Consider the following 26,788-nt stretch of genomic DNA (forward strand, 5'->3'; position numbering starts at 1 on the left):
TTATGAAGACAAAAATTCTTATGGTTTGCCTCGGTAACATTTGCCGTTCACCTCTAGCAGAAGGTATTTTGAAGACCAAAGTCAATACAGACCAAGTTTATATAGATTCTGCTGGAACAGGCGACTATCACATTGGTCAACAACCTGATGAACGTTCTATTAAAACGGCAAAGGAACATCATATTGATATTACACAACAACGTGGAAGACAATTTGAAGTTTCAGATTTTGATCGGTTTGATTTGATTTACGTTATGGATAACTCCAATTATGAAGATGTTCTAAGCTTAGCAAGAAATGAAAAAGACAAGAAAAAAGTCCATCTCATATTGGAAGAAGTTTTACCCAATGAAAACTGTGATGTACCAGACCCTTATACTGGTGGTATTGATGGATTTAAAAGAGTTTATGAAATGCTCGATCAGGCTTGCGATAAGATAGCAGAAAGATTAAATCAACCAACACATTAAAACCCGCGTTCTTTTTGCAGCTGCTCGTAAGCTTCTTGCACTTGGTTAAATTTTTCCTTAGCACCTTTTTGATAGGCTTCATCGATGTTTTGAAGTTTGTCTGGGTGATATTTCTTGACCATTCTACGATAAGCTTTTTTAATTTCAGCATCAGAGGCATTCTTGTCCACCTCCAAAATCTTGTAAGCTTTGTCTGCTGATTTGATAAACATCGCTTTAATGCTCTCAAAATCTCTTTGACTCAAAGAAAAGTAACTGGAAATTTGATGTATTTTATTAATTTCATTTGTTGTGATATGCCCATCAGCTTGTGCGATATTAAACAAAAAATGAATAATTTGAAGCCTGATTTCATAGCGTAGTCTAGGTTTTAAATACTGACAAATGTTACTCGCAGAAATTTGCCGTTTTTTGATGACCTCATTAAAGGTTTTAAAGGTGGCATTGGCCCTTTCTTTTCCATAAGCTTTTACAAAATAACTACGCACATAGTCTAATTCTTTCTGACTAACATTTCCATCAGCCTTGATTACCAAGCTGGCTAACGATAATAAGTTTAATTCAAAATCACCGGGTAATACGCCTTGGCTATTTTGAAAGAAGCCGCCAAAAGACCTTTGGTTTCTTTTGGGCATTAACACCAAATCTAATAAACTACCTATCAAATAGCCGGCTAAAGCTCCAAAAAAACCACGAAAAAAAAAGCCAATAATGGCACAAACCCACTTTAACATTTCAAAATCTATATGTTTGCAAATATAAAGGCATAATTACATTAAGCTAAGAATTTAGCTGAGAATTAAGCTTAAATCCAAATCATGATTAGAGTATAATTTGCCCGAGAGTCAGACGAAAACAAGGTTTTGTCATTATTCATCAAAATATTTACGTAAATATTCTAATGAATAATCCGGGTTAAATGAATTCAGCTTTTTTATATAATGTTAGTGTATCATTAAAATTTAAGCCATTAAAATTCATTTCTTTAGAGATACCTTATATTTGCATTTAATCTAAATAATAAAAAGCAATTCAGTGCAATTAAAAAAAGAAGACGTTTATAAAGCCTTAGAGACAATAAGTGTAGCTGGAGAAGGACAAAATATGATTGAAAGTGGTGCTGTTCAAAACATAGTAACTTTTGCAGATGAAGTGATAGTTGATTTGAAATTATCAACACCGGCCTTACACATCAAGAAACGTGCAGAAGTTGATGTCATGAAAGTCATTCATGAGCATGTTTATGAAAAAGCAAAAGTTAAAGTCAATGTCAAAGTTGATGCTCCAAAAAAGAAAAGCGTCAATGAGATAAAAGGGAAACCTATTCCCGGGATTCAAAATATTATTGCTGTAGCCAGTGGTAAAGGTGGTGTAGGAAAATCTACAGTAACTGCCAATTTAGCGGTCAGTCTTTCAAAAATGGGTTTTAAAGTAGGGTTGCTTGATGCTGATATTTATGGTCCCTCCATACCAACAATGTTTGATGTTGAAAATGAAAAACCTTTATCTGTTAAAGTAGAGGGCAAATCTAAAATGAAGCCTGTAGAAAGTTATGGGGTAAAAATCCTATCTATTGGGTTTTTTACAAAACCGAGTCAAGCAGTCATTTGGCGAGGACCCATGGCAGGTAAAGCCTTAAATCAAATGATTTTTGATGCCAATTGGGGAAAATTAGATTTTTTATTAGTGGATTTACCTCCGGGAACAGGTGATATCCATTTATCTATTATGCAGTCTATGCCCATCACAGGTTCGGTTATAGTTAGTACACCTCAAAATGTAGCTCTTGCAGATGCCCGAAAAGGTGTCGCCATGTTCCAACAAGAAAGTATTAATGTACCTGTCTTGGGTATTGTAGAAAATATGGCTTATTTTACACCAGAAGAACTACCAGAAAACAAATATTATATTTTTGGTGAAGCTGGTGCAAAACGATTATCAGAAGACATCGGCGTTCCATTTTTAGGAGAAGTGCCTTTAGTGCAATCTATCAGAGAATCAGGTGATGTAGGGAGACCGGCAGCACTTCAAGAAGCTACACCAATTGTTGAGGCCTTTAATGAATTGACAAAAAATGTAGTTCAAGAACTGGTTAATAGAAATGAGAACTTACCACCTACTGAAGCAATTAAAATCACAACCATGGCGGGCTGTAGTGCCGTCAAAAATAAATGATTATGACAGGACAAGAATTAAAACAATCTGTTGAAAATGCCCTAGAAGAAATTAGGCCGTTTCTTAAAAATGACGGTGGAGATATAGCTTTACTTGATATTGAAAACGACGATACAGTAAAGGTTCAACTTTTAGGGACATGTGTTGGTTGTAGTGTCAATCAGATGACCCTTAAATCTGGTGTTGAAATGACGATAAAAAAACACGCTCCACAAATCAAGTCTGTAGTCAATGTTGAAATGGCTTGATTTATGACCAAAATCAGTTAAAAATAATTGATAATTTGAAACATTTGTATCTCCCAATTTTAGATTTATGATTAAAACAGATATACTTATTATAGGTGCTGGACCAACTGGATTGTTTACCGTTTTTGAAGCAGGTTTACTTAAGCTTAAATGCCATTTAATAGATGCACTACCACAGGCCGGTGGACAATTAACAGAGCTTTATCCAAAAAAGCCTATCTATGATATTCCAGCATTTCCCGAAGTTCTTGCAGGGGATTTGGTCGATAATTTGATGGAACAAATTAAACCTTTTGAGCCGGGTTTTACCCTTGGAGAAAGGGCTGAGGATATAGAAAAGTTAGAGGATGATAGCTTTATAGTAACAACAGACAAAGGCACAAAACATCATGCCAGAGTCATAGCTATTGCTGGAGGTCTAGGTAGTTTTGAGCCCCGTAAACCTCCTATCCCTAAATTGACTGATTTTGAAGACAGAGGAGTTTCTTATATGGTCAAAAATCCGGAAAGTTACCGTGATAAAGATGTGGTAATCGCTGGAGGAGGTGATTCTGCTTTAGATTGGAGTATATTTTTAGCTGATGTGGCTTCAAATGTTACTTTAATTCATCGAAGAAATGAATTTAGAGGAGCCTTAGAGTCTGTTGACCGTGTCAAAGAATTGAAAGATATGGGTAAAATAAAACTCATAACACCTGCAGAAGTTATTGATGTGAATGGTAATGGACATTTAGAAAATGTTTTAGTGAGAAAAAACAGTGATCCAAAAGAAGATTTTGAAATGCAAACCGACTTTTTTATACCACTTTTCGGTTTGTCCCCAAAATTAGGTCCTATAGCCAATTGGGGACTTGACATTGAAAAAAATGCCATAAAAGTTGATAATTCCTTAGACTATCAAACTAATATTCCAGGAATATATGCCATAGGTGACGTCAATACTTATCCGGGAAAACTCAAGTTAATTTTATGTGGTTTTCACGAAGCTACCCTAATGTGCCAGAGTGCTTACCAGCGCATACATCCAGATAAAAAATACGTCATGAAATATACTACAGTTGGAGGGGTAACAGGTTTTGATGGAAGCAAAAAACAAGCGCCTAAAGCTGTGGTAAAAAGTATAGACTAATTTCCCTATGAGTCCAGATATTAATATCACAATCATAGATAGAGAAGGTCAAACTCATCAGGTAAAAGCCCCAACAGATATGGCTATGAATTTGATGGAACTCGTTCGATCTTACGAACTGGCCCCGGAAGGTACAATAGGTGTCTGTGGTGGTATGGCTATGTGCGCATCTTGCCAATGTTACATAAAGTCTGAAACGCCTTTACCAGAGATGGAAATAGATGAGGAGGCAATGCTAGCCGAAGCATTTTACGTTAAAGACAACAGTAGATTAGGGTGTCAAATACCGATAACTCCAGAACTAGAGGGTCTAAAGTTTGAACTCGCTCCAGAAGAAGTTTAATCTTTAATTTAAAAACTATATACCCTTTAGGCTTGATATTTTGTTATTATCGTATAAAATACCCTTAAACAAATACATTATCAAACGGATATTCTATAAATTTGTAAAAAAACCTCACTAATGAGAAAAGATCATTTTGAATCTCCAGATTATTACAACATAGACGATTTATTAACCGACGAACATAAGCTCATTCGCGACTCAGCGAGAGAATGGGTGAAACGGGATGTAAGTCCTATTATTGAAAAAGCTGCTCAGGACGCAAAATTTCCAAAATCAATTATTAAAGGTTTGTCTGAAATAGGAGCATTTGGACCTTATATCCCAGAAGAATACGGTGGGGCAGGTTTAGATCAAATTTCTTATGGCTTGATAATGCAGGAAATTGAACGCGGTGATAGCGGTGTGCGTTCAACAGCTTCAGTTCAGTCTTCATTAGTGATGTTTCCTATTTATGCCTACGGTACTGAAGAGCAAAAACAAAAGTTTTTACCCAAATTAGCCACAGGAGAGTATATGGGATCTTTTGGGCTTACTGAGCCCGACCACGGATCCAATCCTGGCGGAATGACTACAAATTTTAAAGATGAGGGCGATTATTATTTATTAAATGGCGCCAAACTTTGGATATCGAATGCACCTTTTGCTGACATTGCAGTCGTTTGGGCTAAAAACGAAGAAGGTCGAATACATGGCTTGATTGTTGAAAGAGGTATGGAAGGGTTTTCCACACCAGAAACTCACAACAAATGGTCTTTACGAGCTTCAGCAACTGGTGAGTTGATTTTTGAAGATGTCAAAGTTCCTAAAGAAAACCTATTGCCTGGTAAGAGCGGTCTTGGTGCACCTTTGTCATGTTTAGATTCTGCACGCTACGGCATAGCTTGGGGAGCTATTGGAGCAGCAATGGATTGTTACGATACAGCATTACGGTACGCTAAAGAACGCATCCAATTTGATAAACCCATTGCGGGTTTTCAGCTCCAACAAAAAAAATTAGCTGAAATGATTACTGAAATCACAAAAGCTCAACTCTTGGCTCTCAGACTAGGGCAATTAAAGAATAAAGGAAAAGCCAGTTCAGCACAAATTTCTATGGCTAAACGCAATAATGTTGAAATGGCAATCAGTATAGCACGAGAAGCTCGACAGATTTTAGGCGGTATGGGAATTACTGGAGAATATAGTATTATGCGTCACATGATGAATCTTGAAAGTGTAATCACTTATGAAGGGACACACGATATTCACTTATTAATTACAGGATTAGACATTACAGGAATTTCTGCTTTTAAATAAATAGGATGAGTAAAAGTCAAAATGTATTAGACAAAACAAAGCCTCTAAGACAAAAACTGCTTAATCATGACTTGTACAAATACATTGAGTCTCCTGAAGATTTAAGAATTTTTACTCAGCATCATGTTTATGCAGTTTGGGATTTTATGTCTTTATTAAAGGCTCTCCAACAACGATTGACTAATGTCAATGTTCCTTGGACACCTGAGGGAAATACAGAATTCACCTATTTGATTAACGATATTGTACTGGCAGAAGAATCTGATGTTAATCGACGAGGTAAACATCAAAGCCATTTTGAAATGTACTTAGAGGCCATGGAAGATTTGGGAGCTTCTACAGTTCAAATCAGGAATTTCATCAAACAAATACAACACAGAACCGATGTGTTTTTGGTCATTTCTGCGAGCGATCTTTCGAATCCCATTAAATCATTTTTAATATTCACGTTTAATGTTATTTACAATGAACATACCCACAATATCTTATCAGCTTTTACGTTTGGTCGTGAAGAATTGATTCCCGACATGTTCACAGAAATTATAGATCATTTACAACGGCAATACCCGGGAGATAACATTGAAAACTTTAAGTACTATTTTGACCGACACATTGAGATCGATGCTGATGAGCATGGACCGATGGCTATCAAACTTTTAGAAAGCCTATGCCAAAACGACATCAATAAATGGAATTCTGTTGAAAAAACGGCTGAAATAGCGCTTCAAAAAAGGCTTGAACTTTGGGATGGGATTTTAAAACAGATACTCATCAAAAAAGCTATTGCCTAATCTAAATTTATTTCAATTAACAATTCTTTAATCAATTTGGTAAAAAAATTAATTAATTTTATATCAAAATTATCATTATGTATAGATTTTTATTAGCATTTTTCACATTGACAATCGTTACAAGCTCTTTTGGGCAAGCCGAATTAATGGGATTTAGAGATTATAGAGATATTGCTGATTCTTTTTATATGGATTTTGAAGGTAATGATAGATTTAATATAGAGGATGTTAAGGGAAGTCCATTTTTCAATGAAGAATTTAATTACGGTTATATTATTGATACTAAAATGGACAATAAAGTTCAAACCTTTTTAAGATATGACATATACAACGACATTTTTGAAATAAAACTTGAACCTAATGATAAATCTTTAAAAACTTTAAATAGAACACCACGATTTGAATACCTTTTGAATGATGAAAGATTTGTAATAATACAAACATCAGAACTCAATGAAGCACATTATTCTTCAGGAAATGGCTATGCTGTAAAATTGACTTCCGCGGATAATAATGCTATTTTATATAAGAGATATTATAGTGCATTAAGACAAGGTAAGAAAGCAGCTACATCTTATCAAGCAGACATTCCACCGAGTATCAGTCAAAAAGTAAAATATATCATTAAATTTGGGGATGAGTTTAAAACTGCTGAAGATCACAGGAAGAGAATTTTAGATGCTTTTCCAGATCACAAAAAAGAAATCAGAAAATATATAAAAGACAAAAAATTTAAATTCAGAGGTGACGATAAAGAAATCCAAAACCAGATGATACAAGTCGTAAGATATTATAATAGTTTAGTAGACTAACCCCCAACAAAATCTTTTAGGTAATAAGGCTCAAAATAAGCCACATCTTCAAAATCTCTATTTTGATACAATTCGTCAGCAAATTCACACATATGTGTTGCTGACGGATTTTTGTTTTCTATAAATAGACCTTTTTTAGGGTTGTCACATATTTCTTTGAACTTACTTACGCCATTTCCAATAAAATAAACCTTATCGTTTTTATCAAAAAAAGGTTGAAAACTGTTGGGCTCTAAAATTTTAGCTTCAACTTTAGTTTGCTCGTTATATTTCGCGTCAAAAACGCAGGTATAAACTTCCATTCGTCTCGCATCAATCATTGGAATTATTGGATATTCTGAGCTTTGTTGCACAACTTGCCTGGTCAAAACTTTTAAAGTAGAAATACTCATTAGAGGAATTTTAAGTGCATAACAAATACCTTTAGCTGTAGACACCCCTATTCTTAAACCCGTATACGAACCAGGACCTTTACTCACAGCTATGGCATCTAAATCAGCCATTTTAAGACCAGAGACTTTTACAACTCGGTCTATAAACAAGTGGAGCTGTTCAGCATGTGAATATCGCGCTTGGTCATCTTCTGCTAAAGCAACAACTTGCCCATTTTTAGCTAGAGCTACAGAACAATTGGTCGTTGAAGTTTCTATACATAAAATATAAGCCACATTTCAATGATTTAATTACTCCACCGGACGTTCGCCAAAAAATAATTCTAAGACTTTGATTCTAAAAATATAATCGTACTTGGCTTGTACCATTTGGTTTTGGGCGTTGGTCAGCCTTGTTTTAGATTGACTTAAATCAAAAGCGTTGCTCATACCAACATCAAAACGCTCTTTAGCAAAATCGTAGGCATTTTGTTGAGCTTCAACAGATTTTACTGCTGCTTCATATGCTTTAGCTGCTCCCTGGGCGTCGACGTAAGCTTGATATACATCAGCTTCGAGATCTAACTCCGCTTGTTGAAGTTGATTTTTAGAACGTTCTAAATCTATTTGTCTTCGTTTTACATTGTTACGCGTAGCAAAACCATTAAACACGGGAATATTAAGTTGAACACCATAAGTTATACCATCATTTCTCCAAAGTTGGTCAATAAAAGGTAAGGGATCGAGGGCCACAGAAAGAAAATTTTGAGTGACTACTGGGTCACCTGTAGATTCTACAAATCCAATCTGTCTTGTAGGGTTATCAGGATCTACACCACCAAATCCAACGCGCTCTCTATCAGATTCACGGGTATTGTAATTAAAAAAACCTTGTAGTGTAGGATAATATGCACCTCGAGCAATTTCTACATTTTTCTCAGCAATTTCTACATTTTTCTCAGCGACCTTAACCTCATAGCGTTCTCGTTTGGCTTCTTCAATAATATCATCAATATCTCTGTTTACGATATCAGTTATTGGGATGTCGTAGGATTCATCTGCTATTTCAAAGTTTTCATAATCATCTATGAGTAAAGCTTGAGCCAAACTAATTAATGATATTTTGACATCATTTTTAGCCACAATAATTTGTTGTTGCTCATCAGCATTGGTTGCCTGTAATTCTAATATATCACCTTGTGGTATTGTGCCAGCTTCAATTAAGGCTTCAGTTTGCTCAATTTGCTGCTGAGTTATTTTATTTTGCTCTTCTAAAACCTGAAGAGTTTGCTTGCTTACCAAAACTTGAAGGTAAGAGTTGGCGACAAATAATGCAATATCATCTTCCATTTGCTCTAAAGAATATTGACTGGCCAATTGAGATAGCTTGGCACGTTGTAAAGTCCTCCAATTTTGTAAACCACTGAATATATTGATACCGACGGTTCCACCAGTAGAGAAGTTACGAGTGACTTGATTAACGAGTACTCCTGTAACGACATCTTGAGTTAGACCAGAATTCCAGTTATTACTCGCATTGATATTTAATGAAGGTAAGAAGTTTCCAATAGCATCACTTTTGTTGATATCAGCACCTTCAATATCGAGTTGAGATTGTTTAATACTGATGTTGTTTTCAAAAGCATGTTTTATACAAGCTTCTAAAGTCCATTTGATTTTGCCTACATCCTCCTGAGAAAATGCCTGAGCAGTGCAAAAACAAAATAGAGTTATTGTTATTATTTTTTTCATGTTATTCAATTTTTTAAGATGTTTAAAATCGATTAAAGATTTGCAACTGTTGCATTAACCTCTACGGCCACCTGATGGTCTTTTTTCTTCAACTTTGTTCCAAACTTTAATTTTATCATCTTTAGAGAGGCCATCTACAACTTCAACATTGATACCATCACTAATTCCAAGTTTGATATCTCTACGTTCAAACTCTTGGTCGCCTACCATCACTTCAACATAAGGTTTTTTAGTATCTTTATCAAATTGGACTAAGGCTTCTTTAATAGCCAAAACATCTTCAGCTTTTTCTAAAATAATTGAAGCGTTGGCACTTAAACCAGCTCTAATAAAAATATTATCATCTCGTTTTGCAAGCGTTCCTTCAATTTCAAATTGTACTGCGCCGTTTTCCTCTACACCTTGAGGGGCTACATAATCTAAAGTCGCATCAAAAACAACATCTTGAATCGCTCCCACAGTTATTTCTAAAGGCAAACCTTCTTCAATTTTTCCAACTTCAGATTCATCGACTTTACCTTCAAAAATCATTTCATTGACATTGGCAATTGTTGCAATGGTTGTACCTTCATTAAAATTATTAGCTTCAATGACCTGATTACCAACTTTAACAGGAACATCTAACACCATTCCTGAAATTGTAGCTTTTATTTCTGTTGTAGCCGCATCTCCTATTCCAGCAGTTGTTCCGGTTTCAATAATTTCAAAGGTTTCCTTAGCAGACTCTAAATTTTGCTTAGCAATGTCAAAAGAACGTTGGGCTTGGTCAAAATCATTTGCAGAAATTACTCCTTTTTCAAACAATTCTTTTTGTCGATTGTAAATTTTAGTTTCATTATCTAAATTGATTTGCGCCGTTCTAATTTGGTTTTTCGCATTGTTTAAGTTAGAAACATTAGGGACGACTTTTAACTTAGCTATCAATTGACCTACCTTGACTGTATCTCCAGCCTTGACAAATATTTCATCAATTATTCCTGAAATATTAGGTTTTACCGGAACTTCTTCTCTAGGGGTTATGGTTCCTGTTGCTATAGTTTCTTTTACTATAGTTTCTTTTGTTGGAGTTTCTGTATCGTAAGTCACAGGTGGCTCCTGATCTTTTTGATACAAATAGTATACAGCACCTACAAACAAAAATGCTAAGATTACTAAAACGATAATGGTGATTACTTTTTTCATTTATTTTGGTTTGATTTTATATTAAATATTTTATTCTGTTCTAAGGGCTTCAACGGGTTTAACACGAATAGCATTTTGTGCAGGAATAAACCCGGCTAAAAGCCCAGCAAATATTAAAATGCATAGTGCAATGAGAACGGTAATGTAATCTACACTTGGGTTAATAAACATGGTTTCTGGAGAAGCTGATGCTCCCAAAAATTGGTTTAAGACAAATATGACAAGGGTTGCAAAAATAATACCTGCCATTCCTGCGATAATGGTCAAAAAGACAGATTCAAATAAAATTTGACCGCGTATTTGCCAAGGTGTAGCGCCTAAGGCACGTCTTACACCTATTTCTTTGGTTCGTTCTTTAACGACAATTAGCATAATGTTACTAATTCCTATTACACCGGAAAATAAGACTAGAATTCCTACCAAATACGCTACGGCATCCAAAGCTAAAAATAGGCCACTAATTTTTGTATATTGTTCATATAAATCAAAATTTCCAACAGCATTATCGTCTTCTGGATTGATACGGTGTCTTTTTTTAACAACATCAAATACATCTGATTTTAAATTTGTTATGGAATATCCATCTTTGGCTGTGATGGCCATCCAACCCACGACATTTCCCATATTAAAAGCTTGAGAGTAGGCTGAAAAAGGAACGAAGATTTGTTTTTGAGCTTCTTCTAAATCACCTCGAGTTGAGGTTGTTTTTTCATACATTCCAATCACCATGAAATTGACACCTTGAATTTTTATGTAACTGCCTAGAACCTCTTCACCAATATCGTATAATCCTTTTTGAACACCTGTTCCAATTACAGCAACTTTACGCTTTTGTTCGATATCATTTTGGTTGATAAATCGCCCTTTTATGATGTTCATGGGCTCTTGTTTGATGATTTCAGGATAGTCTCCATAGACATTGTAGGCTCCAGATTTTAAGCCTCTTGTGACATTGTTGGCTCCACCAAAACCGCCAAGTTGATTGCGAGGAGAAACGTATTCTATGCCATTAACATTTTCTTTGATGGCTTGAACATCACCAATTTTAAAGTTGTATCGGCGGCCTTTTGGTAGTCCATCATAAGCTTTTGTAGTTGGCATCGTCCACATAAACATAGAGTTGGTTGCTATACCAGAAAATCCTTGCTTTACTCCATTTTCAAGTCCATTTCCAGCTGCCAGTAATATGACTAGTATAAAGATTCCCCAAAACACACCAAATGCAGTCAAGAGCGTTCTGAAGACATTTGACGTCAACGATTCTAATATTTCATTCCATTTATCTTTGCTAAACATCTTATTCTTCTCTTAAAGCGTTAATAGGTTTTATTTTTGCACCCCTCCAGGCTGGAAAAAATCCAGCTATGGCTCCTGCAATGACTAAAACAATAACAGTAGAGATGGCAATATTGAAACTGACTTCAGGATTTGAAATAAACTCAGTATTGATCATTGGACCAACAAACTCTAGCAAAACTAATCCTATAATGAGTCCCATAAAACCGGATACAGCAGTTACAAAAATAGATTCGTGAAGAACCATGCCTACAATACTCATCGGCTTTGCGCCAAGAGCTTTTCTAATGCCTATTTCTTTGGTACGTTCTTTAACAATGATGAGCATGATATTGCTGACGCCAATTATTCCAGCGAGTAAGCTAGCCAATCCAATCAACCAGAAAAATAATTTGATATTGGCAGTTAAGTCGTAAAAACGTTTAGAATTTTCTATGGAATTACTGATATTAATGGCAGAATTGTCAATGGGCGATACCGTATGTTTAGCTTTGAGCATGGCTTCAAGTTTGCTGATAAGTGCATTAGATTTTTTTAATGCGATGTCAAAGGATTCTTCTTTCGGCAATGTAAAACTTAAGTTACGAATATCTTGACCGGCACCGAAGACCCTTTGCATTGTGGCAAGAGACATTAATACTTTGGATTCTTCTCTATCGCCACCCGGATCTTGAAAAACACCAACAACTTTAAAGTTGATATCTCTAACTTCAATGAGTTTTCCAAGTGGGTTTTCATCCTCAAACAGCTCATCCCTAACTTTTTTGCCAATCACAACATTTTTAGTAAATGCTTCTTGATCTTCTTCATTAATAAACCTACCTTGAATCATTCCTGCGTTTTCGAGAAATTGATAGTCTGGTAATACACCTTCTAGTCTGTAGCTGCCAGATTTATCTTTATAACTTGCCAGTCCTGTCCATATTCTATAAACTGAAGATTTGTATTCTATCTCATCTCCAAAATTTTTAACCAAAAGATCGTAATCTTGATTTTTAAATTGAATACGCCTTCCAGGATTTAAACCTTTGTACTCGACACCAGTAACACCGGTATAAACTGAAATTCGATTTGTTGCATCTTGCTGGAATTGCTCTTCTACGCCATTTTTCATACCTTCACCAACGCCGAGAAGTAAGACCAATATTAAAATACCGGTTGCGACAGAAAAACCAGTCAAAAATGTACGAAGCTTATTTTTACTTATAGCCTCAAATACTTCTAACCAACGTTCGAGACTAAACATTTTCTAGAGCTTTGACTTGTTTCACTTTGCGATCATCTATAATTACACCGTCTTTAAGATTTACAATACGTTTGGTCATATGTGCAATATCATCTTCATGGGTGACAACCAAAATTGTTTTTCCTTCATCATTGATTTCCTGAATAAGATTCATGATTTCGTATGAAGTTGTCGAGTCTAAAGCTCCTGTCAACTCATCGGCTAAAATCACTTTAGGTTGTCCTGCTAACGCCCTAGCAATTGCAACACGCTGTTTTTGACCACCAGATAATTCATTTGGTAAATGTTTTGCCCAGTCGGCGAGCCCTACTTTTTCCAAGTAAGACATAGCTCTTTCCATACGTTCTTTTCTATTGATGTTTTGATAATACAAAGGCAGCGCGACGTTGTCTAATGCAGATTTATAGTTGATCAAATTAAATGATTGAAAAATAAAACCAAGAAATTTGTTTCTGTAATTGGCTGCTGTTTTTTCAGTTAGATTTTTAATTTCAACGCCATCAAGGTGATAAGTGCCTAAATCAGCTTCGTCTAGCATTCCCAGGATATTCAATAGAGTTGATTTTCCAGAACCTGAAGATCCCATAATAGCAACTAGTTCACCCTCCTCAACTGAAAAGTTTATGCCTTTCAACACATGCAGAGAATTCTTACCAATCTTGTAAGATTTGTGTAGGTCTTTTATTTCAATCATTAGGATTACATTTAACAATAAGACTACTAACTAAAAGAATTGTTACACGCTTTTTTGTTAGGACATTGTTAAAAAACACCTATATAACTTATTTAGAATGAGTTTAATAAAAAATTACTGGGTTTTAAGCCATTTCTTGTAACTCAATTCTGCTTCTAAAATAGACTTTAGTTCAGAAATTTTAACTCGCTTTTGCGTCATGCTATCGCGATAACGAATCGTAACAGAGTTATCGGTTTTTGAGTCGTGGTCAACGGTGACACAAAATGGAGTGCCAGCAGCATCTTGACGCCTGTAACGACGTCCTACGGCATCTTTTTCGTCGTAAATCACATTAAAATCCCATTTTAAATCTTCTACAATTTGCTCTGCAATTTCCGGTAATCCATCGCGTTTTAAAAGCGGTAAAACTGCAACTTTTACAGGTGCTAAGATTGAAGGTAATTTCAAAACTGTCCTTGAGGAACCATCGTCTAGAGTTTCATCTTGAAGTGCTGCTGAAAACACCGCAAGAAACATACGGTCTAAGCCAATAGAGGTTTCTATAACATAAGGCGTATAAGATTTACCGTCTTCATGATCGTAAAATTGTAATTTTTTACCAGATAATTCTTCATGAGCTTTTAAGTCAAAATCGGTTCTAGAATGAATGCCTTCTAATTCTTTAAAGCCAAACGGAAAATCAAATTCAATATCTGTGGCGGCGTTGGCGTAATGGGCTAATTTATCATGGTCGTGAAAGCGGTAATTTTCTTTGTCCAATCCAAGAGAATCATGCCAGGCTTGACGCTGGTCTTTCCAGTATTCAAACCATTTCAATTCTTCTCCTGGTTTGACAAAAAACTGCATTTCCATTTGTTCAAACTCGCGTTGTCTGAAGATAAACTGACGAGCGACGATTTCATTTCTAAAAGCTTTGCCGATTTGAGCAATACCAAAGGGAATTTTCATCCGCCCTGTTTTTTGAACATTAGAAAAATTGACGAAAATGCCCTGTGCGGTTTCAGGTCTTAAATATAAATCAGATGCCGATTCAGAAGAGGCGCCCATTTTGGTGCCAAACATCAAGTTAAACTGCTTAACATCAGTCCAGTTTTTTGAACCTGTCGCCGGGCAGGCTATTTCTAATTCTTCTATCAGGGCTTTAACATCAGCTAGGTTTTCATCTGTAAGGGATTTTGCTAAACGTTCCAAAATATCTTTTGAACGTTTTCTGTATTTCACCACACGTGGATGTGTGTTTACAAACTGTGCTTCATCAAAATCATCACCAAAACGTTTTTTGGCTTTTTTGATTTCTTTTTGCACTTTTTGCTCCAGCTTTTCAACATAATCTTCCACCAAGACATCAGCTCGATAGCGTTTTTTAGAATCTTTGTTATCTATCAAAGGATCGTTAAACGCATCGACGTGGCCAGAAGCTTTCCAAGTCTTGGGGTGCATTAGAATGGCCGCATCTAGACCCACAATATTTTGATGAAGTTGAGTCATGCTCTTCCACCAATAGTCCTTTATATTATTTTTGAGCTCAACACCATTTTGACCATAGTCGTAAACTGCGCTTAAACCGTCGTATATTTCACTCGATGAAAAAATATAACCATACTCTTTTGCGTGAGCGATAACCTGCTTAAATTTGTCTTGATTGTTTGCCATAGCGCAAAAATATAAAATTATGTAGATTAAAATGCGGTTTAGGACTTTTGTTAAATAATGTCAAGGCTCTATTTTTTGATTTCATGCTTCAGGATTAACAAACTGACAATCCTCATATTTTAATCCCTTAATTTTATTGATATTTGATTTATGATTTAAAATATAGCGCCATGAAAAAACGAGAAGCCGTATCCAAAATAATGACTCATAATTTAGTCAAACTAAATGTAAACGATAGCTTATCAAAAGCTGAGTCACTTTTTAAAAAGAATAAAATTAAGCACTTGCCCGTTGTAAAAGGTGAAAATGTTGTAGGCATGTTAAGTTATTCAGACCTATTGAGAATTTCATTTGCCGATGCCACAGACGAATCCGGAAATTATGTAGAATCAACCGTTTATGATATGTTTAGCCTAGAACAAGTCATGACTCATAAAGTGGTTTGTGTCAATTCTGACGATAGCATAAGAGATGTAGCAAAAATATTAGCTGAAAAACATTTTCATGCACTACCGGTCATAGAACATGATAAGCTTATTGGTATAGTGACATCTACTGATATCATCAATTTCTTTTTAGAACAATATAATTAAACTCTTTCTTTTCTTTATATTGTTTTAAATTTGTGCAAAAAGCTAAATGTCTCAAATCAATGCTTCAAAGCAAAGTTATAACACATTAATTATCATAATTGGTATTGCACTATTGCTATATGATTTTATTGCCAATCCAGATCAAGTGTATTTTAAAATAGCGGGCTTAGTTATTTTAATGTTTGGGCTCTACAGATCGACCAAACAATGGACTAGTGATAATAAGTCTAAAGACTCCGATGATAGCAGTGAAGATCACGACAATACGACCAAAAAAAATTGAAACCTGAATTTAAAATAGGCGATAGTGTTGAAACCTTAGACGATAATATCAAGGGGCGAGTAGTTTCGGTTGCAACAGACGAAATTAAAATTTCTACTGAAGATGGTTTTAAGCTGGAGTTTAAACCTCATGAACTTATTAAAACCTCTACTAATACGCTAAATATTAAGACAGAAGATTTAAAAAAAGTTATAATACAAGAAAAGCAACCACCACGAAAAAACCCTAAAATTAAATCTTCAAAACCACCTCAAAAAATTGAAATAGACTTACACATCCATGAATTGATTGACGATGCTAGGCATCTATCAAACTTTGAGATTTTAAATATACAGCTAGACAAAGCCAAACAGCAACTAGAATGGGCTATAGATAAACGAGTTAAATATATTGTGTTTATACACGGTGTTGGGCAAGGTGTGCTCAAAGCCGAATTACAGACTTTATTAAGGCGTTATGATAATATAGAATTTTACGATGCCAGTTATCAAACTTATGGCGTTGGAGCTACAGAAGTTTGCATTTACTGACAAATATTATTGACATCATCTTCACTGATAACAGTATCATTAAACTCTAAATCTTGGGTCGTTGAAGTTTGAAATCGTCCCATGATAAAATTGGAAAAGCTCAAACTTTCATTATTATTCTGATTTTCAAAAGTAATATCTGTAAAAACCACTTGAGTAAAAAAACTACGGGTTATACTATTGCGTTTTACTACATTAATGTCTTCAATTTCAGTTGCTGTATCATCTAGGTATAAAGGAATGCCATCAGCATTGAGGTCGTTGTCAGGATTTAAGGCTGGATTTTCAGGATCTTCACAAGCGTTTAAATCCTCTTTTTTTGTGGGAATGCCATCGCCGTCGTCGTCGTCATCTAAATAGTTTGGGACGCCATCATTATCTGTATCTACATAAACTACATCACCATTTTCGTCAATAATCACATTGCCATTATCATCAACAGCTTCAAGTTCTTCGCTAGCGGTTAAAACGTTATCATTGTCATCATCTGTATCTAAAAAATCCGGGATTCCATCGCCGTCAGTATCATCATCAAATAAATTGCCGTTACCATTTCTGTCTTCTATCTCCGGAGGTACCCCATCATCGTCGTCTTGCTCAGAGATTCTTATTTCTAAAATTGCCATTCCACCGGTTGTGCTGACAAATTCTTCGAGGACTTGAGGAGAACTTGGCGGAATTTGTTGGCAAAAATAATTAGATCCGCTTGTCGATGAACTTAGCCTTCTATAAGTGACTTGGTTATCAGAATTTATATTTAACTCAATACTCTCAACTGTTTCTAGTCCAGTAAAAACACCTTCAAAATCTTCATCCGGAAACCTAAATGATATTGCTTCATTGGTTTCAGGGTCTATAAAGTACAATACATTAATATCATCCTGTTGACACAATGAAAGGTTAGTTTCTTCGTCAAAATTAAATGTTGTTGTTATGAGTTCACCGTCATCACAAGAAACCAGAAAGTTTAAAGTAATACACGCAACTAATAAATAATATTTGTAGGTATTGATTTTCAAGATTTTTTTTTACAAACTTAAAGTTTTTTAGCTTTCTCTGCTTTGAGTTTGGTTTTTTTAAGATTTAAAATTTAAAATGAAAAAGAAATTGTAGTGTTCACAATAAGTAAATTAAAAGCTTATTCTTTATAAAATTCTTAATTTTGCCAAATCTATAGGCAAAGTAATTTTAGTATATTCAATTTTATGGGATAAAATTTTTAAGACATGAAAAACATCTATTTTGATAGTGCTGCAACATCTCAAATGAGGGAAGAAGTGATTGAAGCCATGAGTCAAAGCATGCAACAGTGTTACGGTAACCCATCGTCCACACACGCCTTTGGTCGTCAAGCGAAATCTAAAATTGAAACTTGCCGCAAAGACATTGCTAAAACATTAAATGTGACGCCCGGAGAAATCATCTTTACTTCTGGAGGCACAGAAGCTGATAATATGGTTTTAAAATGTGCGGTTTTTGACCTTCATGTCAAACGCATTATCACCTCAAAAATAGAACATCACGCAGTACTCAATACCGCCCAATTTTTAGAACATCAAGCCCAAATTAAACTCGAATATGTCAATTTAGATCAAAATGGTCAAGTTGACCTCAATCATCTTGAAGAGCTATTGGCTGATAAAACGCACAAAACTTTAGTAAGTTTAATGCATATTAATAATGAAATTGGGAATAAGTTAGATTTACAAACAGTCTCTGAGTTATGTCATAAAAACGACGCACTTTTACACTCTGACACGGTTCAGTCTATAGGTCATTTTGAACTAGATTTACAAGAATGCCCATTAGATTTTCTTGCCGTGAGCGCACACAAATTTCACGGTCCAAAAGGTGTGGGTTTTGCCTATATCAACAAAAAACATAAGCTGGCATCGCTTATTCAAGGTGGTGAACAAGAGCGGGGACATCGCGGTGGCACCGAAAATGTTTCAGGTATTGTTGGTCTGCACACTGCTTTTAACTTAGCTTATGAAAATTTAGAAACTGAAAGTAATTACGTTAAAAACTTAAAACAATATTTTATTGAACGTTTAGAAAACGAAATCTCAGGCATTGTTTTTAATGGTATGTGCAAAGATTTAAACCAGAGTACTTATACGGTTATTAACTTTAGCTTGCCAATATCTGAAGCTAAAGCTGGGATGTTATTATTTCAGCTCGATTTAAAAGGCATTGCTTGCTCTCAAGGCAGCGCTTGCCAGAGTGGAAGTCAACAAGGGTCTTTTGTTTTGAACGAAATCTACGGTGCAGAAAAAGCCCAAACCCCATCCTTGCGATTTTCATTATCCCATTACAATACCAAAGCAGAAATTGATTATACCGTCGGGGTACTTTCTGAGTTTGTAAATTCTGATAAACTCGTTATGTAACCAGGTTTACAATCAGGATTTATCCTTAGGAAAAACCTTATATTTTCTTGTATCTGCTTTAGTCAGCACTTTAAAATCATCAGTTTTGGCGAGATTGTCCAAAGGTTTAAGTAAATGTTGAGGCAAGCCTTTTAGTGTTCTTGATTTTAAATCTATCCACGAGCCCAGCATTTCACATCGTGCACAATTTTTGCCTTTAGCATTGTAAAAGTCGTGTTCAAAAGCAAAAAAAGTACCGTCATTAGATAATCCTTTTAGCTTTAAGCTCACTTCAATTTTGTCATCAGGGCGTATCTCTTTGAAATAATAGATATGTTCATAAAACACAACAGGACCAAGATTATATTTAACCAATTCTTTTTGCGTAAACCCATTTTCTAATAAAAAAGCCATTCTAGTGTGACTCATCATGTTTTGATAGGCGGAGTTGGCTAAATGTCGGTTGGCATCGAGGTCACTCCAACGGACTTCAAATTCTTTTGTAAAACTCATACAAATACTCTAATTTTAAGTAGTAAAATTAATATTACTAATAATATTGAAAACATAAGCACACCTCTTGCTCTATATATTTTATCTCTTTTAAGGTACACAAAAAACGGTAAAAAATTAGCTGCAGCACCAATGGCGATTAAACCTCCAAGAAATTCATCTCGGTAAGCAAATTGAATTGCTGTTGGCAAATCGTAGTTTGTAAATAAAAATACATAAATGTACATGCCCGCTAGGGTACATACAAGCGCGATTGACATGCCAATGCCTATTTCCTTTTTAATGTTCAAAATTTAAATCTTTTAGGTCTTCAATTTGTTGATGTGCTGTGAGGTCAAATTGTACTGGCACAACAGAAACATAACCTTGTTTCAATGCCCACTCATCTGTATCTTCTCCTGCATCTTCATTAATAAATTCACCAGTAAGCCAGTAATAATCTCTGCCCTGTGGGTTTTGACGTTTATCGTAATTTTCCTCCCAACGTGCTTTAGCTTGACGACATACTTTTATACCTTTAATATCTTTGGAAGTGAGTTTTGGAAAATTCACATTAAGAACAGTGTCTTTGGCCAGTTCGTTATGGAGCATGTAGTCTACAATTTGCTTGACATATTTTGTCGTAGGTTCAAAATTGGCATCCATGGCATAATCTAATAGGGAAAAGCCCACTGCTGGAATACCAACGGTTCCAGCCTCTACAGCTGCACTCATAGTACCGGAATAAATTACATTGATAGAAGAATTTGAGCCGTGATTGATCCCACTCACACAAAGGTCTGGCTTGCGCTTTAAGATAGATTGCGTGGCAATTTTCACACAATCTACAGGAGTACCAGAGCAACTATATTCTAAGACATCACTACCAGTCGTTGAAATTTTATCACAATACAAATTATTTGAAACTGTTATTGCATGTCCCATACCACTCTGAGGACTATCAGGCGCAACGACAACAACTTCACCAAATTCTTTCATGATTTTAATTAAGTGCCTTATGCCTGGCGCAGTTACACCATCGTCATTTGTGACTAAAATAAGAGGCTTATTAGATTTCATTAATCATTGATTTGATGCGAAAATAACTTAATTTTTAAAGAAAACATCACATTATAATTGAATTCATTTAAGGAATAATGCTTAAATTTGAAGTTAAAATTTTTCATATGAACAGTATAGACGATATCAATTTTGAAGACAAGAAAGCTATTATCAGAGTAGACTTTAACGTTCCATTAAATGAAAATTTTGAAGTCACAGATAAAAGTCGAATAGAAGGAGCCAAACCCTCCATAGTTAAAGTACTTGAAGACGGCGGGTCTGCAATATTAATGTCTCATCTCGGAAGGCCTAATGGCGTAGAAGATAAGTTTTCTTTAAAACACATCGTGAATACTGTTTCTGAAGAAATTGGAGTTAAAGTAAAATTTGTTGAAGATTCTGTAGGTGAAGCTGTGCAAAAAGCAGCAGAAGAACTTCAAAATGGAGAAGTTTTATTGCTTGAAAATTTGAGATTCCACCCTGAAGAAAAAGCCGGTGATGAAACGTTTGCAAAGCAATTGGCAGATTTGGCTGATGTTTATGTTAACGATGCGTTCGGGACGGCACACCGTGCTCATGCTTCTACAACTGTTGTGGCAAAATTTGCCAAAGAAAAAGCGATGGGCTACCTTCTAAAGAAAGAAATTGACAGCTTAGATAAAGTTCTTAATTCCAAAGAAAAACCAGTTACTGCCATCATAGGCGGAGCCAAAGTTTCAAGTAAAATTACCGTTATAGAAAACATACTTGATGCCATTGACCATCTTATCATTGGCGGTGGAATGGCATTTACTTTTATTAAAGCCAAAGGCGGCAAAATTGGAGAATCGCTGGTTGAAGACGATAAACAAGATGTTGCCCTAAAAATTATGAAAATGGCTGAACAAAAAAACGTAAAAGTTCACCTGCCTATAGATTCTAAGACAACCAAAGAATTTAAAAACGATAGTGAAACCAAGATACAACCTATAGACAATATTGAAGAGGGCTGGATGGGACTAGATGCCGGCCCAAAATCACAGCTGGCTTTTGCTGAAGTGATAAAAACATCAAAAATTATTCTTTGGAATGGACCACTTGGGGTTTTTGAAATGCCAAACTTTGCTGAAGGGACCATCGCAGCAGGTAATGCTATCGCAGAAGCAACAGCCAATGGTGCTTTCTCTCTTGTAGGTGGTGGTGATAGTGTCTCGGCTGTGAAGCAAAATGGTTTTGAAGATAAAGTAAGCTACGTTTCAACTGGTGGCGGTGCAATGCTCGAAATGTTGGAAGGTAAAACATTGCCTGGCGTCGCGGCTCTCGATGATTAAAAATTCTTGCTAAGCCTTTTGCCTAATGCGATTTTTTAAATTAGACAAATAGACACCAAGAAGTATAATCCCTCCGGCCAACAGTTGCCAGAGGTTAAATTCTTCTCCGTCTAAAATTCCCCAAAATAAAGCTATAATAGGAATCAAATAGGTAACTGACGTAGAAAATACAGGATTGGACAATTGAATTAATCGATTAAAAATGATTTTAGCCGCAGCCGTACCAAGTAATGCTAGAAGCGCAACATATAATAAGGCTGTCTGAGTTTGGGGCTGTGAGATATAATTTAGATCAAAAAAACCTGTGAAAGCTAAAATTATTATGGCGGGAAAAAGCAAAATCAAAAATGAAGCCGATGCAATACCCAAGGCTGAAAGATGTTGTAAATAGGTTTTAATAATATTGGCATTAAAGGCATACATCAATGAGGCAAAAACTGGTAAAGTGGCAAACCAATAATTTTGGTTGGGATTGATATTAGCTCCGATTAAAATTAAAATTAAACTCCCTATGAGACCAATGACCACTCCTAAAAATTGAGCTTTTATAAATCTCGATTTAAAGAAAAACACACCAACCAATAAGGCTAGGAGAGGTACTGTAGAATTGAGAATAGAGGCCACAGCAGAGTCGATTTCGGTCTCGGCATAAGCAAATAAAATTGAAGGGAATAACGTACCTAGCAATCCCGAAACTGCTAACCATTTCCAAGCTGCTTTTGGGATGGTTTTAAGCCGCTTAAATCCTACTATAATGAGAATAACTGCAGTTACCAAAACCCGAAACGCTCCAACTTGAATTGGGGTTAAACCTTCTAAGCCTTTTTTAATCAGGATAAAGGAACTGCCCCACATGAGGGCAAGAGTGAAAAGGTATAACCACTTAAGTTGATGTGCAGACAAGGCAAAAATTTTTGCAAAAGTGAGATAAATCTACGGATACAACTTATAAAATGAGGTTAATCTTTCCACGTCAAAGTCTCCATAATTTTTCGCATGTCTTTTTTGAGGTATTCTGCAGCGGGCAAAATAGAATCGTAATTGGGCTGAGCTTTAAAATAAATGGAACCTGTGATAAAGTGATTTAAACTATCGGTCAAGTAAAATTGAGCTTGTGATGCTGCATTGCCTTCGACTTCGTAAAACAAACCGTAAGTGTCATGATTCTCATTGATATAAGTCGTTGATAAAATAGCATCGGCTTTAATCTCATGTTTTAATGGAAGCTTTTGAGCATCAATAATGAGCGCTTTTAAGTTATTTTCAACGGGATAGTAGCTGATGTAAATAGAACCCTTCATTTTTGGATAGTAAATGTCTAACCAACACGGGCGGTTTTGAATATTATTTTTTATTTCAGATAGTGAATTTATTTTAAAATCATAAGGGCAATTTACTTCAGTCTCAAAATATTGTGCTTTGGGATATTCTAAGGCCAAATAAGCTTTAGGTTTAGGCATAGAATTTTGGTCTTGACAGCCAAAGCCCAAAACAAGTACAATGGTTAATGCAACTACTCTTGTCAAATACATATTTTAAATGCAATATAAAGGATGTTCGTGCAAACGCTCATGGTTTAGGTTTATTATTATTAATTTTAATAAATTGCTTCAAGAGGCTTATATTCAAATTTAAGGCACAGATTAAATTCTATAAAATGAAATTATCACTTATGCTATCATCAACTTAATCTGTTTGATACGTTTATCATCTATCACTTCGGCGACAAAACGATAATTTTCAAATTTAATTTCCTGGTTTTTCTTTGGAAAACCTCTAGTAATTTCCAATAAAAAACCAGCAATTGTTTCAGCATCACCTCGTTTATCCTCAAAAATTTCAATGGTGTCGTTATCAAATTTTAAGATCTGGTAAAAATCTTTCATCGAGGTTTTGCCTTCAAAGACAAAGGTTTTACTATCAATTTTTGAATAGATAATATCTTCATCATCAAACTCATCACTGATATCACCCACAATTTCTTCGATGATATCTTCTAGAGTGATCAAGCCACTGGTACCTCCATATTCATCAACTACAATAGCCAAGTGATTTTTTTGTGATTTAAAGTCATTGAGCAAATCGTCTAGCTTTTTGTTTTCTGGGACAAAATAGGGCTCTCTTAACAAACTTTGCCATTTAAAAGCCGACTTGTCTAGATAAGGCAATAGGTCTTTGATGTATAGGATACCTACTATATTATCTATATCGTCTTTGTAAACAGGAATTCTCGAATACCCTTGAGCATTGATCAAAGCAATGATATCCTTAAAGCTTTCTTCATAGTTTAAGGCAAAAATATCTAAACGAGGTTTCATCACTTCTTTGGCATCTATATTGCCAAATGATACAATACCTTTCAAAATTCTTTTTTCTTCTGTTGAAGTTTCACTTTCACGAGTAAGTTCTAGGGCGTGAGATAACTGATCTACGCTCAAATTAGGTTTTTGTTTACCTAATTTTGATTGAATGAGATTACTAAAACTCCTTAACGGAAGACTGGCTGGCGATAAAATTTTGTCCAACACTAAAAGTGGATAGGCCATAAAATGTGAAAATTTCACGCTATTGCGATTGGCATAAACTTTAGGAAATATTTCTCCAAACAACAATAGAAGAAAAGTTACGATGATGATATCAATAAGAAAAGTAAGGCTGATACCAAAAACTTCAATGGGATTATCTGGTCTAAAAATATGGCTTAAACTACTGTATAACAAAACAATAGCGATATTTATAAAGTTATTAGCAATTAATATAGTAGCCAACAACTTTTTAGGCTTATCCAAAAGCTGAATGAGTATCTTCTCTTGACTACTCATTTTATTTTCGTCAGCTTCAAAGTCTGAAGGCTTTAGCGAAAACAGCGCCACTTCTGAGCCTGAGACCAATGCAGAAGATAGCAACAATAGTAAAATGACAATTAATCCTATGAGTTCTGGTAAGGCCAATTGTAATAAAAGTACTGAACTAAAGGGTTCGGATTCCAATAATTTGAGTTTAGGGTTTTAAAACGGCAAATCATCATCCTGATTTTCATCAGGTTCAGCAACCTGTTTTGAAGCTTTTGCTTGAGGTTTAGCTTCAGCAGGCGGTTGTGGGTTGCCTTGACCAGATTTGTCTTTAGGGGTTAAAAATGTGAATTCTGTACAATGGATTTCCGTAGAATATCTGTCGTTACCTTTATCGTCAGTCCATTTTCGGGTTTTAATACGTCCTTCTATATAGACTTTATCCCCTTTTCTGAGGTATTTTTCACAAATTTCCGCAGCTTTATTACGAACGACTACGTTATGCCACTCGGTATTGCTAACACGTTCATTAGTATTTTTGTTTACATATTCTTCATTGGTAGCTACGGGAAAGCGACCTAAACAATTATTGTCGTCAAAATAATGCATTTTTACCTCATCTCCGGTGTGTCCGATAAGCATAACTTTATTTAAAGTTCCTGTTGCCATAATTAGAATATTTTAAATAAGTAAAAGTAATAAAAGTTTTAGTCTTCTAGAATATGATTGTTGAGAAATTTATCAATCAAAATCGAAACTGCAAATTTACGGATAGATTTATAATTAACCACTTCGTAATCTTTTAGATTGAATTTTTTAAAATCTATAGAACATTCAATTAACCAAAAATCGGCATAAATGTCCTGATGTGTCAAAACATGCTTATTGGTTTTTGAATTTATTTTTGTGGGTTTAATTTGAGTAGGTAGATTTAATTTTTTAAATAACTCATGATCAAAAACTGTCCTTGGATTTGCCGGTTTTTGAGTTTCCAATAGAGGAAATTCATAGAGTTTTTGCCAAATATCTTTACCTAAACGTTGCTTTATAAGCATCTCTTTATCAGAAGATTGGAATATAATATAATTAAAAAACCGTTTTTTGCGTTTGAGCTTTTTTAGTTTTACGGGTAAGGACTTAGTTTTATTTTGCTGAAAAGCTACGCATGAGGGGTTTAAACTACAAAACATACAATCCGGCGACTTGGGCTTGCATAACAAAGCACCGTATTCCATCATCGCTTGGTTGTGTAGAGCAGGTTTATTCTCATCTAAAATTTCATAAGCTTTAGATTTAAAAATCTTGGCACCTTCGGTAGAATTTACAGGCGTATCAATACCAAAATATCGAGATAACACCCGGTACACATTACCATCTAAGACCGCAACAGGTTCATCATAGGCAAAAGATGCAATAGCCGCAGCTGTATATTCGCCAACACCTTTCAATTTTAATAATTCTTTATAAGTTTTAGGAAACTTTCCTTTACATTCTTTAGAGATATATTTTGCAGTAAAATGTAAGTTTCTAGCCCTTGAGTAATAACCCAATCCTTGCCACATTTTTAGGATTTCATCTTCTTCGGCATTTGCCAGTTTATGAACATCAGCGTAAGCCTTAAGAAATTTATTATAATACGGTAAGCCCTGCTTGACTTGGGTTTGCTGTAATATGATTTCACTCAACCAAATCTTATAAGGATTTTTTGTGTTTCGCCAAGGCAAATCACGCTTATTATTTTTATACCATATTTTAATTTCGTCTGAAAGTAGCTGACTTAAAGAAATAATAAGTGTTTTAAAAATTATTATGCAAACATAATAAACTAATCAGTTGAATTATTGAATATTAATTGATTATATTTGCACCCTCAATTTTTTAAACAAAACACCT

30 protein-coding genes are annotated in these 26,788 nt (G+C 35.1%); 13 read left to right on the plus strand and 17 right to left on the minus strand.

What is annotated here, in order from left to right; all coding sequences use genetic code 11:
- The first annotated feature begins 2 nt into the window (after window positions 1–2).
- Window positions 3–470: a low molecular weight protein-tyrosine-phosphatase gene (locus tag FCN74_RS02615; protein ID WP_138931034.1), complete on the plus strand. Its 468-nt coding sequence runs from the start codon at window positions 3–5 to the stop codon at window positions 468–470.
- Here FCN74_RS02615 and FCN74_RS02620 read toward each other — a convergent pair.
- Entirely contained in the window at window positions 467–1,204 is a 738-nt protein-coding gene (locus FCN74_RS02620; RefSeq protein WP_138931035.1) for a TerB family tellurite resistance protein, read from the minus strand. The genes FCN74_RS02615 and FCN74_RS02620 overlap by 4 nt on opposite strands.
- Before the next feature lie 301 nt (window positions 1,205–1,505).
- On the opposite strand from FCN74_RS02620, the gene FCN74_RS02625 reads away from it, so the two are divergent.
- From FCN74_RS02625 to FCN74_RS02655, 7 genes are all read left to right on the plus strand, one after another.
- Window positions 1,506–2,645, plus strand: coding sequence for an Mrp/NBP35 family ATP-binding protein (locus FCN74_RS02625; RefSeq protein ID WP_138931036.1), 1,140 nt, complete (start codon window positions 1,506–1,508; stop codon window positions 2,643–2,645).
- Window positions 2,646–2,647: 2 nt separating this feature from the next.
- The gene (locus FCN74_RS02630; protein ID WP_138931037.1) at window positions 2,648–2,893 is read left to right on the plus strand and encodes a NifU family protein; all 246 of its coding nucleotides are present in this window, start codon (window positions 2,648–2,650) and stop codon (window positions 2,891–2,893) included.
- 67 nt (window positions 2,894–2,960) lie between these two features.
- A complete protein-coding gene (locus tag FCN74_RS02635; RefSeq protein ID WP_138931038.1) occupies window positions 2,961–4,022 on the plus strand; it encodes an NAD(P)/FAD-dependent oxidoreductase in 1,062 nt (353 codons plus the stop codon).
- Between the two features lie 7 nt (window positions 4,023–4,029).
- Entirely contained in the window at window positions 4,030–4,365 is a 336-nt protein-coding gene (locus FCN74_RS02640; protein WP_138931039.1) for a 2Fe-2S iron-sulfur cluster-binding protein, read from the plus strand.
- 120 nt (window positions 4,366–4,485) lie between these two features.
- Window positions 4,486–5,664, plus strand: a complete 1,179-nt coding sequence (locus tag FCN74_RS02645) for an acyl-CoA dehydrogenase family protein (RefSeq protein WP_138931040.1) — start codon at window positions 4,486–4,488, stop codon at window positions 5,662–5,664.
- A gap of 5 nt (window positions 5,665–5,669) precedes the next feature.
- Entirely contained in the window at window positions 5,670–6,455 is a 786-nt protein-coding gene (locus tag FCN74_RS02650) for a DUF3050 domain-containing protein (RefSeq protein ID WP_138931041.1), read from the plus strand.
- 77 nt (window positions 6,456–6,532) lie between these two features.
- The gene (locus tag FCN74_RS02655; RefSeq protein ID WP_138931042.1) at window positions 6,533–7,267 is read left to right on the plus strand and encodes a hypothetical protein; all 735 of its coding nucleotides are present in this window, start codon (window positions 6,533–6,535) and stop codon (window positions 7,265–7,267) included.
- Here the strand turns inward: FCN74_RS02655 and tsaB are convergent.
- From tsaB to FCN74_RS02690, 7 genes are all read right to left on the minus strand, one after another.
- A complete protein-coding gene (tsaB, locus tag FCN74_RS02660; protein ID WP_138931043.1) occupies window positions 7,264–7,935 on the minus strand; it encodes a tRNA (adenosine(37)-N6)-threonylcarbamoyltransferase complex dimerization subunit type 1 TsaB in 672 nt (223 codons plus the stop codon). The two genes, FCN74_RS02655 and tsaB, sit on opposite strands and share 4 nt — an antisense overlap.
- Window positions 7,936–7,950: 15 nt before the next feature.
- Window positions 7,951–9,390 (minus strand): TolC family protein, encoded by a 1,440-nt coding sequence (locus tag FCN74_RS02665; RefSeq protein ID WP_138931044.1) that lies wholly within the window; start codon window positions 9,388–9,390, stop codon window positions 7,951–7,953.
- Window positions 9,391–9,444: 54 nt separating this feature from the next.
- Window positions 9,445–10,572: an efflux RND transporter periplasmic adaptor subunit gene (locus FCN74_RS02670; RefSeq protein ID WP_138931045.1), complete on the minus strand. Its 1,128-nt coding sequence runs from the start codon at window positions 10,570–10,572 to the stop codon at window positions 9,445–9,447.
- A 30-nt stretch (window positions 10,573–10,602) separates the two neighbouring features.
- The gene (locus FCN74_RS02675; protein WP_138931046.1) at window positions 10,603–11,868 is read right to left on the minus strand and encodes an ABC transporter permease; all 1,266 of its coding nucleotides are present in this window, start codon (window positions 11,866–11,868) and stop codon (window positions 10,603–10,605) included.
- Window position 11,869: 1 nt separating this feature from the next.
- Window positions 11,870–13,114: an ABC transporter permease gene (locus tag FCN74_RS02680; RefSeq protein WP_138931047.1), complete on the minus strand. Its 1,245-nt coding sequence runs from the start codon at window positions 13,112–13,114 to the stop codon at window positions 11,870–11,872.
- On the minus strand, window positions 13,107–13,808 hold the full coding sequence (locus FCN74_RS02685; protein ID WP_138931048.1) for an ABC transporter ATP-binding protein: 702 nt from the start codon (window positions 13,806–13,808) through the stop codon (window positions 13,107–13,109). Before FCN74_RS02685 ends, FCN74_RS02680 begins: the two co-directional genes overlap by 8 nt.
- 114 nt (window positions 13,809–13,922) lie before the next feature.
- Window positions 13,923–15,464 carry a glycine--tRNA ligase gene (locus FCN74_RS02690; RefSeq protein WP_138931049.1) on the minus strand — a complete coding sequence of 514 codons (1,542 nt, stop codon included), beginning with the start codon at window positions 15,462–15,464 and terminating at the stop codon, window positions 13,923–13,925.
- Between the two features lie 170 nt (window positions 15,465–15,634).
- On the opposite strand from FCN74_RS02690, the gene FCN74_RS02695 reads away from it, so the two are divergent.
- From FCN74_RS02695 to FCN74_RS02705, 3 genes are read left to right on the plus strand one after another with little or no spacing between them, the layout of a single operon-like run.
- Window positions 15,635–16,057 carry a CBS domain-containing protein gene (locus FCN74_RS02695; protein WP_138931050.1) on the plus strand — a complete coding sequence of 141 codons (423 nt, stop codon included), beginning with the start codon at window positions 15,635–15,637 and terminating at the stop codon, window positions 16,055–16,057.
- A 46-nt stretch (window positions 16,058–16,103) separates the two neighbouring features.
- Complete coding sequence (locus FCN74_RS02700) at window positions 16,104–16,340, plus strand: hypothetical protein (protein WP_138931051.1); 237 nt, start codon at window positions 16,104–16,106, stop codon at window positions 16,338–16,340.
- Entirely contained in the window at window positions 16,337–16,870 is a 534-nt protein-coding gene (locus FCN74_RS02705) for a Smr/MutS family protein (RefSeq protein ID WP_138931052.1), read from the plus strand. The genes FCN74_RS02700 and FCN74_RS02705 overlap by 4 nt, the downstream gene beginning before the upstream one ends.
- Here FCN74_RS02705 and FCN74_RS02710 read toward each other — a convergent pair.
- A complete protein-coding gene (locus tag FCN74_RS02710) occupies window positions 16,864–17,889 on the minus strand; it encodes a hypothetical protein (protein WP_138931053.1) in 1,026 nt (341 codons plus the stop codon). The genes FCN74_RS02705 and FCN74_RS02710 overlap by 7 nt on opposite strands.
- A gap of 207 nt (window positions 17,890–18,096) precedes the next feature.
- Here FCN74_RS02710 and FCN74_RS02715 point away from each other — a divergent pair, with 207 nt between their 5' ends.
- Complete coding sequence (locus FCN74_RS02715; RefSeq protein WP_138931054.1) at window positions 18,097–19,260, plus strand: cysteine desulfurase family protein; 1,164 nt, start codon at window positions 18,097–18,099, stop codon at window positions 19,258–19,260.
- A gap of 12 nt (window positions 19,261–19,272) precedes the next feature.
- On the opposite strand, the gene FCN74_RS02720 is transcribed toward FCN74_RS02715, so the two are convergent.
- Genes FCN74_RS02720 through surE form a run of 3 tightly spaced genes read right to left on the minus strand, consistent with a single transcriptional unit; the run spans window position 19,273 to window position 20,811 of the window.
- A complete protein-coding gene (locus FCN74_RS02720; RefSeq protein ID WP_138931055.1) occupies window positions 19,273–19,752 on the minus strand; it encodes an acyl-CoA thioesterase in 480 nt (159 codons plus the stop codon).
- Complete coding sequence (locus tag FCN74_RS02725; protein ID WP_138931056.1) at window positions 19,749–20,042, minus strand: hypothetical protein; 294 nt, start codon at window positions 20,040–20,042, stop codon at window positions 19,749–19,751. The genes FCN74_RS02720 and FCN74_RS02725 overlap by 4 nt, the downstream gene beginning before the upstream one ends.
- Window positions 20,032–20,811: a 5'/3'-nucleotidase SurE gene (gene surE, locus FCN74_RS02730; protein WP_138931057.1), complete on the minus strand. Its 780-nt coding sequence runs from the start codon at window positions 20,809–20,811 to the stop codon at window positions 20,032–20,034. Before surE ends, FCN74_RS02725 begins: the two co-directional genes overlap by 11 nt.
- Before the next feature lie 107 nt (window positions 20,812–20,918).
- Between surE and FCN74_RS02735 the strand changes: the two genes are divergently transcribed.
- A complete protein-coding gene (locus tag FCN74_RS02735; protein WP_138931058.1) occupies window positions 20,919–22,103 on the plus strand; it encodes a phosphoglycerate kinase in 1,185 nt (394 codons plus the stop codon).
- Window positions 22,104–22,112: 9 nt separating this feature from the next.
- On the opposite strand, the gene FCN74_RS02740 is transcribed toward FCN74_RS02735, so the two are convergent.
- From FCN74_RS02740 to mutY, 5 genes are all read right to left on the minus strand, one after another.
- Window positions 22,113–23,006 (minus strand): DMT family transporter, encoded by an 894-nt coding sequence (locus FCN74_RS02740; RefSeq protein WP_138931059.1) that lies wholly within the window; start codon window positions 23,004–23,006, stop codon window positions 22,113–22,115.
- A gap of 56 nt (window positions 23,007–23,062) precedes the next feature.
- On the minus strand, window positions 23,063–23,635 hold the full coding sequence (gldD, locus tag FCN74_RS02745) for a gliding motility lipoprotein GldD (protein ID WP_138931060.1): 573 nt from the start codon (window positions 23,633–23,635) through the stop codon (window positions 23,063–23,065).
- A 138-nt stretch (window positions 23,636–23,773) separates the two neighbouring features.
- On the minus strand, window positions 23,774–25,093 hold the full coding sequence (locus FCN74_RS02750; RefSeq protein WP_138931061.1) for a gliding motility-associated protein GldE: 1,320 nt from the start codon (window positions 25,091–25,093) through the stop codon (window positions 23,774–23,776).
- A gap of 18 nt (window positions 25,094–25,111) precedes the next feature.
- Window positions 25,112–25,564 carry a single-stranded DNA-binding protein gene (locus tag FCN74_RS02755; protein WP_138931062.1) on the minus strand — a complete coding sequence of 151 codons (453 nt, stop codon included), beginning with the start codon at window positions 25,562–25,564 and terminating at the stop codon, window positions 25,112–25,114.
- A 38-nt stretch (window positions 25,565–25,602) separates the two neighbouring features.
- Window positions 25,603–26,706 carry an A/G-specific adenine glycosylase gene (mutY, locus tag FCN74_RS02760; protein ID WP_317128762.1) on the minus strand — a complete coding sequence of 368 codons (1,104 nt, stop codon included), beginning with the start codon at window positions 26,704–26,706 and terminating at the stop codon, window positions 25,603–25,605.
- Between the last annotated feature and the right edge of the window lie 82 nt (window positions 26,707–26,788).

It is taken from the genome of Mesohalobacter halotolerans (assembly GCF_006120725.1).
Classification (GTDB): domain Bacteria; phylum Bacteroidota; class Bacteroidia; order Flavobacteriales; family Flavobacteriaceae; genus Psychroflexus; species Psychroflexus halotolerans.

Bases quoted from the DNA above. Each gene is read 5' to 3' on its own strand.
- FCN74_RS02685 (WP_138931048.1), bottom strand. From the start codon at position 13,808: ATGATTGAAATAAAAGACCTACACAAATCTTACAAGATTGGTAAGAAT.
- FCN74_RS02665 (WP_138931044.1), bottom strand. From the start codon at position 9,390: ATGAAAAAAATAATAACAATAACTCTATTTTGTTTTTGCACTGCTCAG.
- FCN74_RS02680 (WP_138931047.1), bottom strand. From the start codon at position 13,114: ATGTTTAGTCTCGAACGTTGGTTAGAAGTATTTGAGGCTATAAGTAAA.
- surE (WP_138931057.1), bottom strand. From the start codon at position 20,811: ATGAAATCTAATAAGCCTCTTATTTTAGTCACAAATGACGATGGTGTA.
- FCN74_RS02640 (WP_138931039.1), top strand. From the start codon at position 4,030: ATGAGTCCAGATATTAATATCACAATCATAGATAGAGAAGGTCAAACT.
- FCN74_RS02735 (WP_138931058.1), top strand. From the start codon at position 20,919: ATGAACAGTATAGACGATATCAATTTTGAAGACAAGAAAGCTATTATC.
- FCN74_RS02700 (WP_138931051.1), top strand. From the start codon at position 16,104: ATGTCTCAAATCAATGCTTCAAAGCAAAGTTATAACACATTAATTATC.
- FCN74_RS02650 (WP_138931041.1), top strand. From the start codon at position 5,670: ATGAGTAAAAGTCAAAATGTATTAGACAAAACAAAGCCTCTAAGACAA.
- FCN74_RS02675 (WP_138931046.1), bottom strand. From the start codon at position 11,868: ATGTTTAGCAAAGATAAATGGAATGAAATATTAGAATCGTTGACGTCA.
- FCN74_RS02655 (WP_138931042.1), top strand. From the start codon at position 6,533: ATGTATAGATTTTTATTAGCATTTTTCACATTGACAATCGTTACAAGC.
- FCN74_RS02690 (WP_138931049.1), bottom strand. From the start codon at position 15,464: ATGGCAAACAATCAAGACAAATTTAAGCAGGTTATCGCTCACGCAAAA.
- FCN74_RS02695 (WP_138931050.1), top strand. From the start codon at position 15,635: ATGAAAAAACGAGAAGCCGTATCCAAAATAATGACTCATAATTTAGTC.
- FCN74_RS02670 (WP_138931045.1), bottom strand. From the start codon at position 10,572: ATGAAAAAAGTAATCACCATTATCGTTTTAGTAATCTTAGCATTTTTG.
- FCN74_RS02635 (WP_138931038.1), top strand. From the start codon at position 2,961: ATGATTAAAACAGATATACTTATTATAGGTGCTGGACCAACTGGATTG.
- FCN74_RS02630 (WP_138931037.1), top strand. From the start codon at position 2,648: ATGACAGGACAAGAATTAAAACAATCTGTTGAAAATGCCCTAGAAGAA.
- FCN74_RS02755 (WP_138931062.1), bottom strand. From the start codon at position 25,564: ATGGCAACAGGAACTTTAAATAAAGTTATGCTTATCGGACACACCGGA.
- FCN74_RS02715 (WP_138931054.1), top strand. From the start codon at position 18,097: ATGAAAAACATCTATTTTGATAGTGCTGCAACATCTCAAATGAGGGAA.
- gldD (WP_138931060.1), bottom strand. From the start codon at position 23,635: ATGTATTTGACAAGAGTAGTTGCATTAACCATTGTACTTGTTTTGGGC.
- FCN74_RS02620 (WP_138931035.1), bottom strand. From the start codon at position 1,204: ATGTTAAAGTGGGTTTGTGCCATTATTGGCTTTTTTTTTCGTGGTTTT.
- FCN74_RS02720 (WP_138931055.1), bottom strand. From the start codon at position 19,752: ATGAGTTTTACAAAAGAATTTGAAGTCCGTTGGAGTGACCTCGATGCC.
- FCN74_RS02615 (WP_138931034.1), top strand. From the start codon at position 3: ATGAAGACAAAAATTCTTATGGTTTGCCTCGGTAACATTTGCCGTTCA.
- FCN74_RS02645 (WP_138931040.1), top strand. From the start codon at position 4,486: ATGAGAAAAGATCATTTTGAATCTCCAGATTATTACAACATAGACGAT.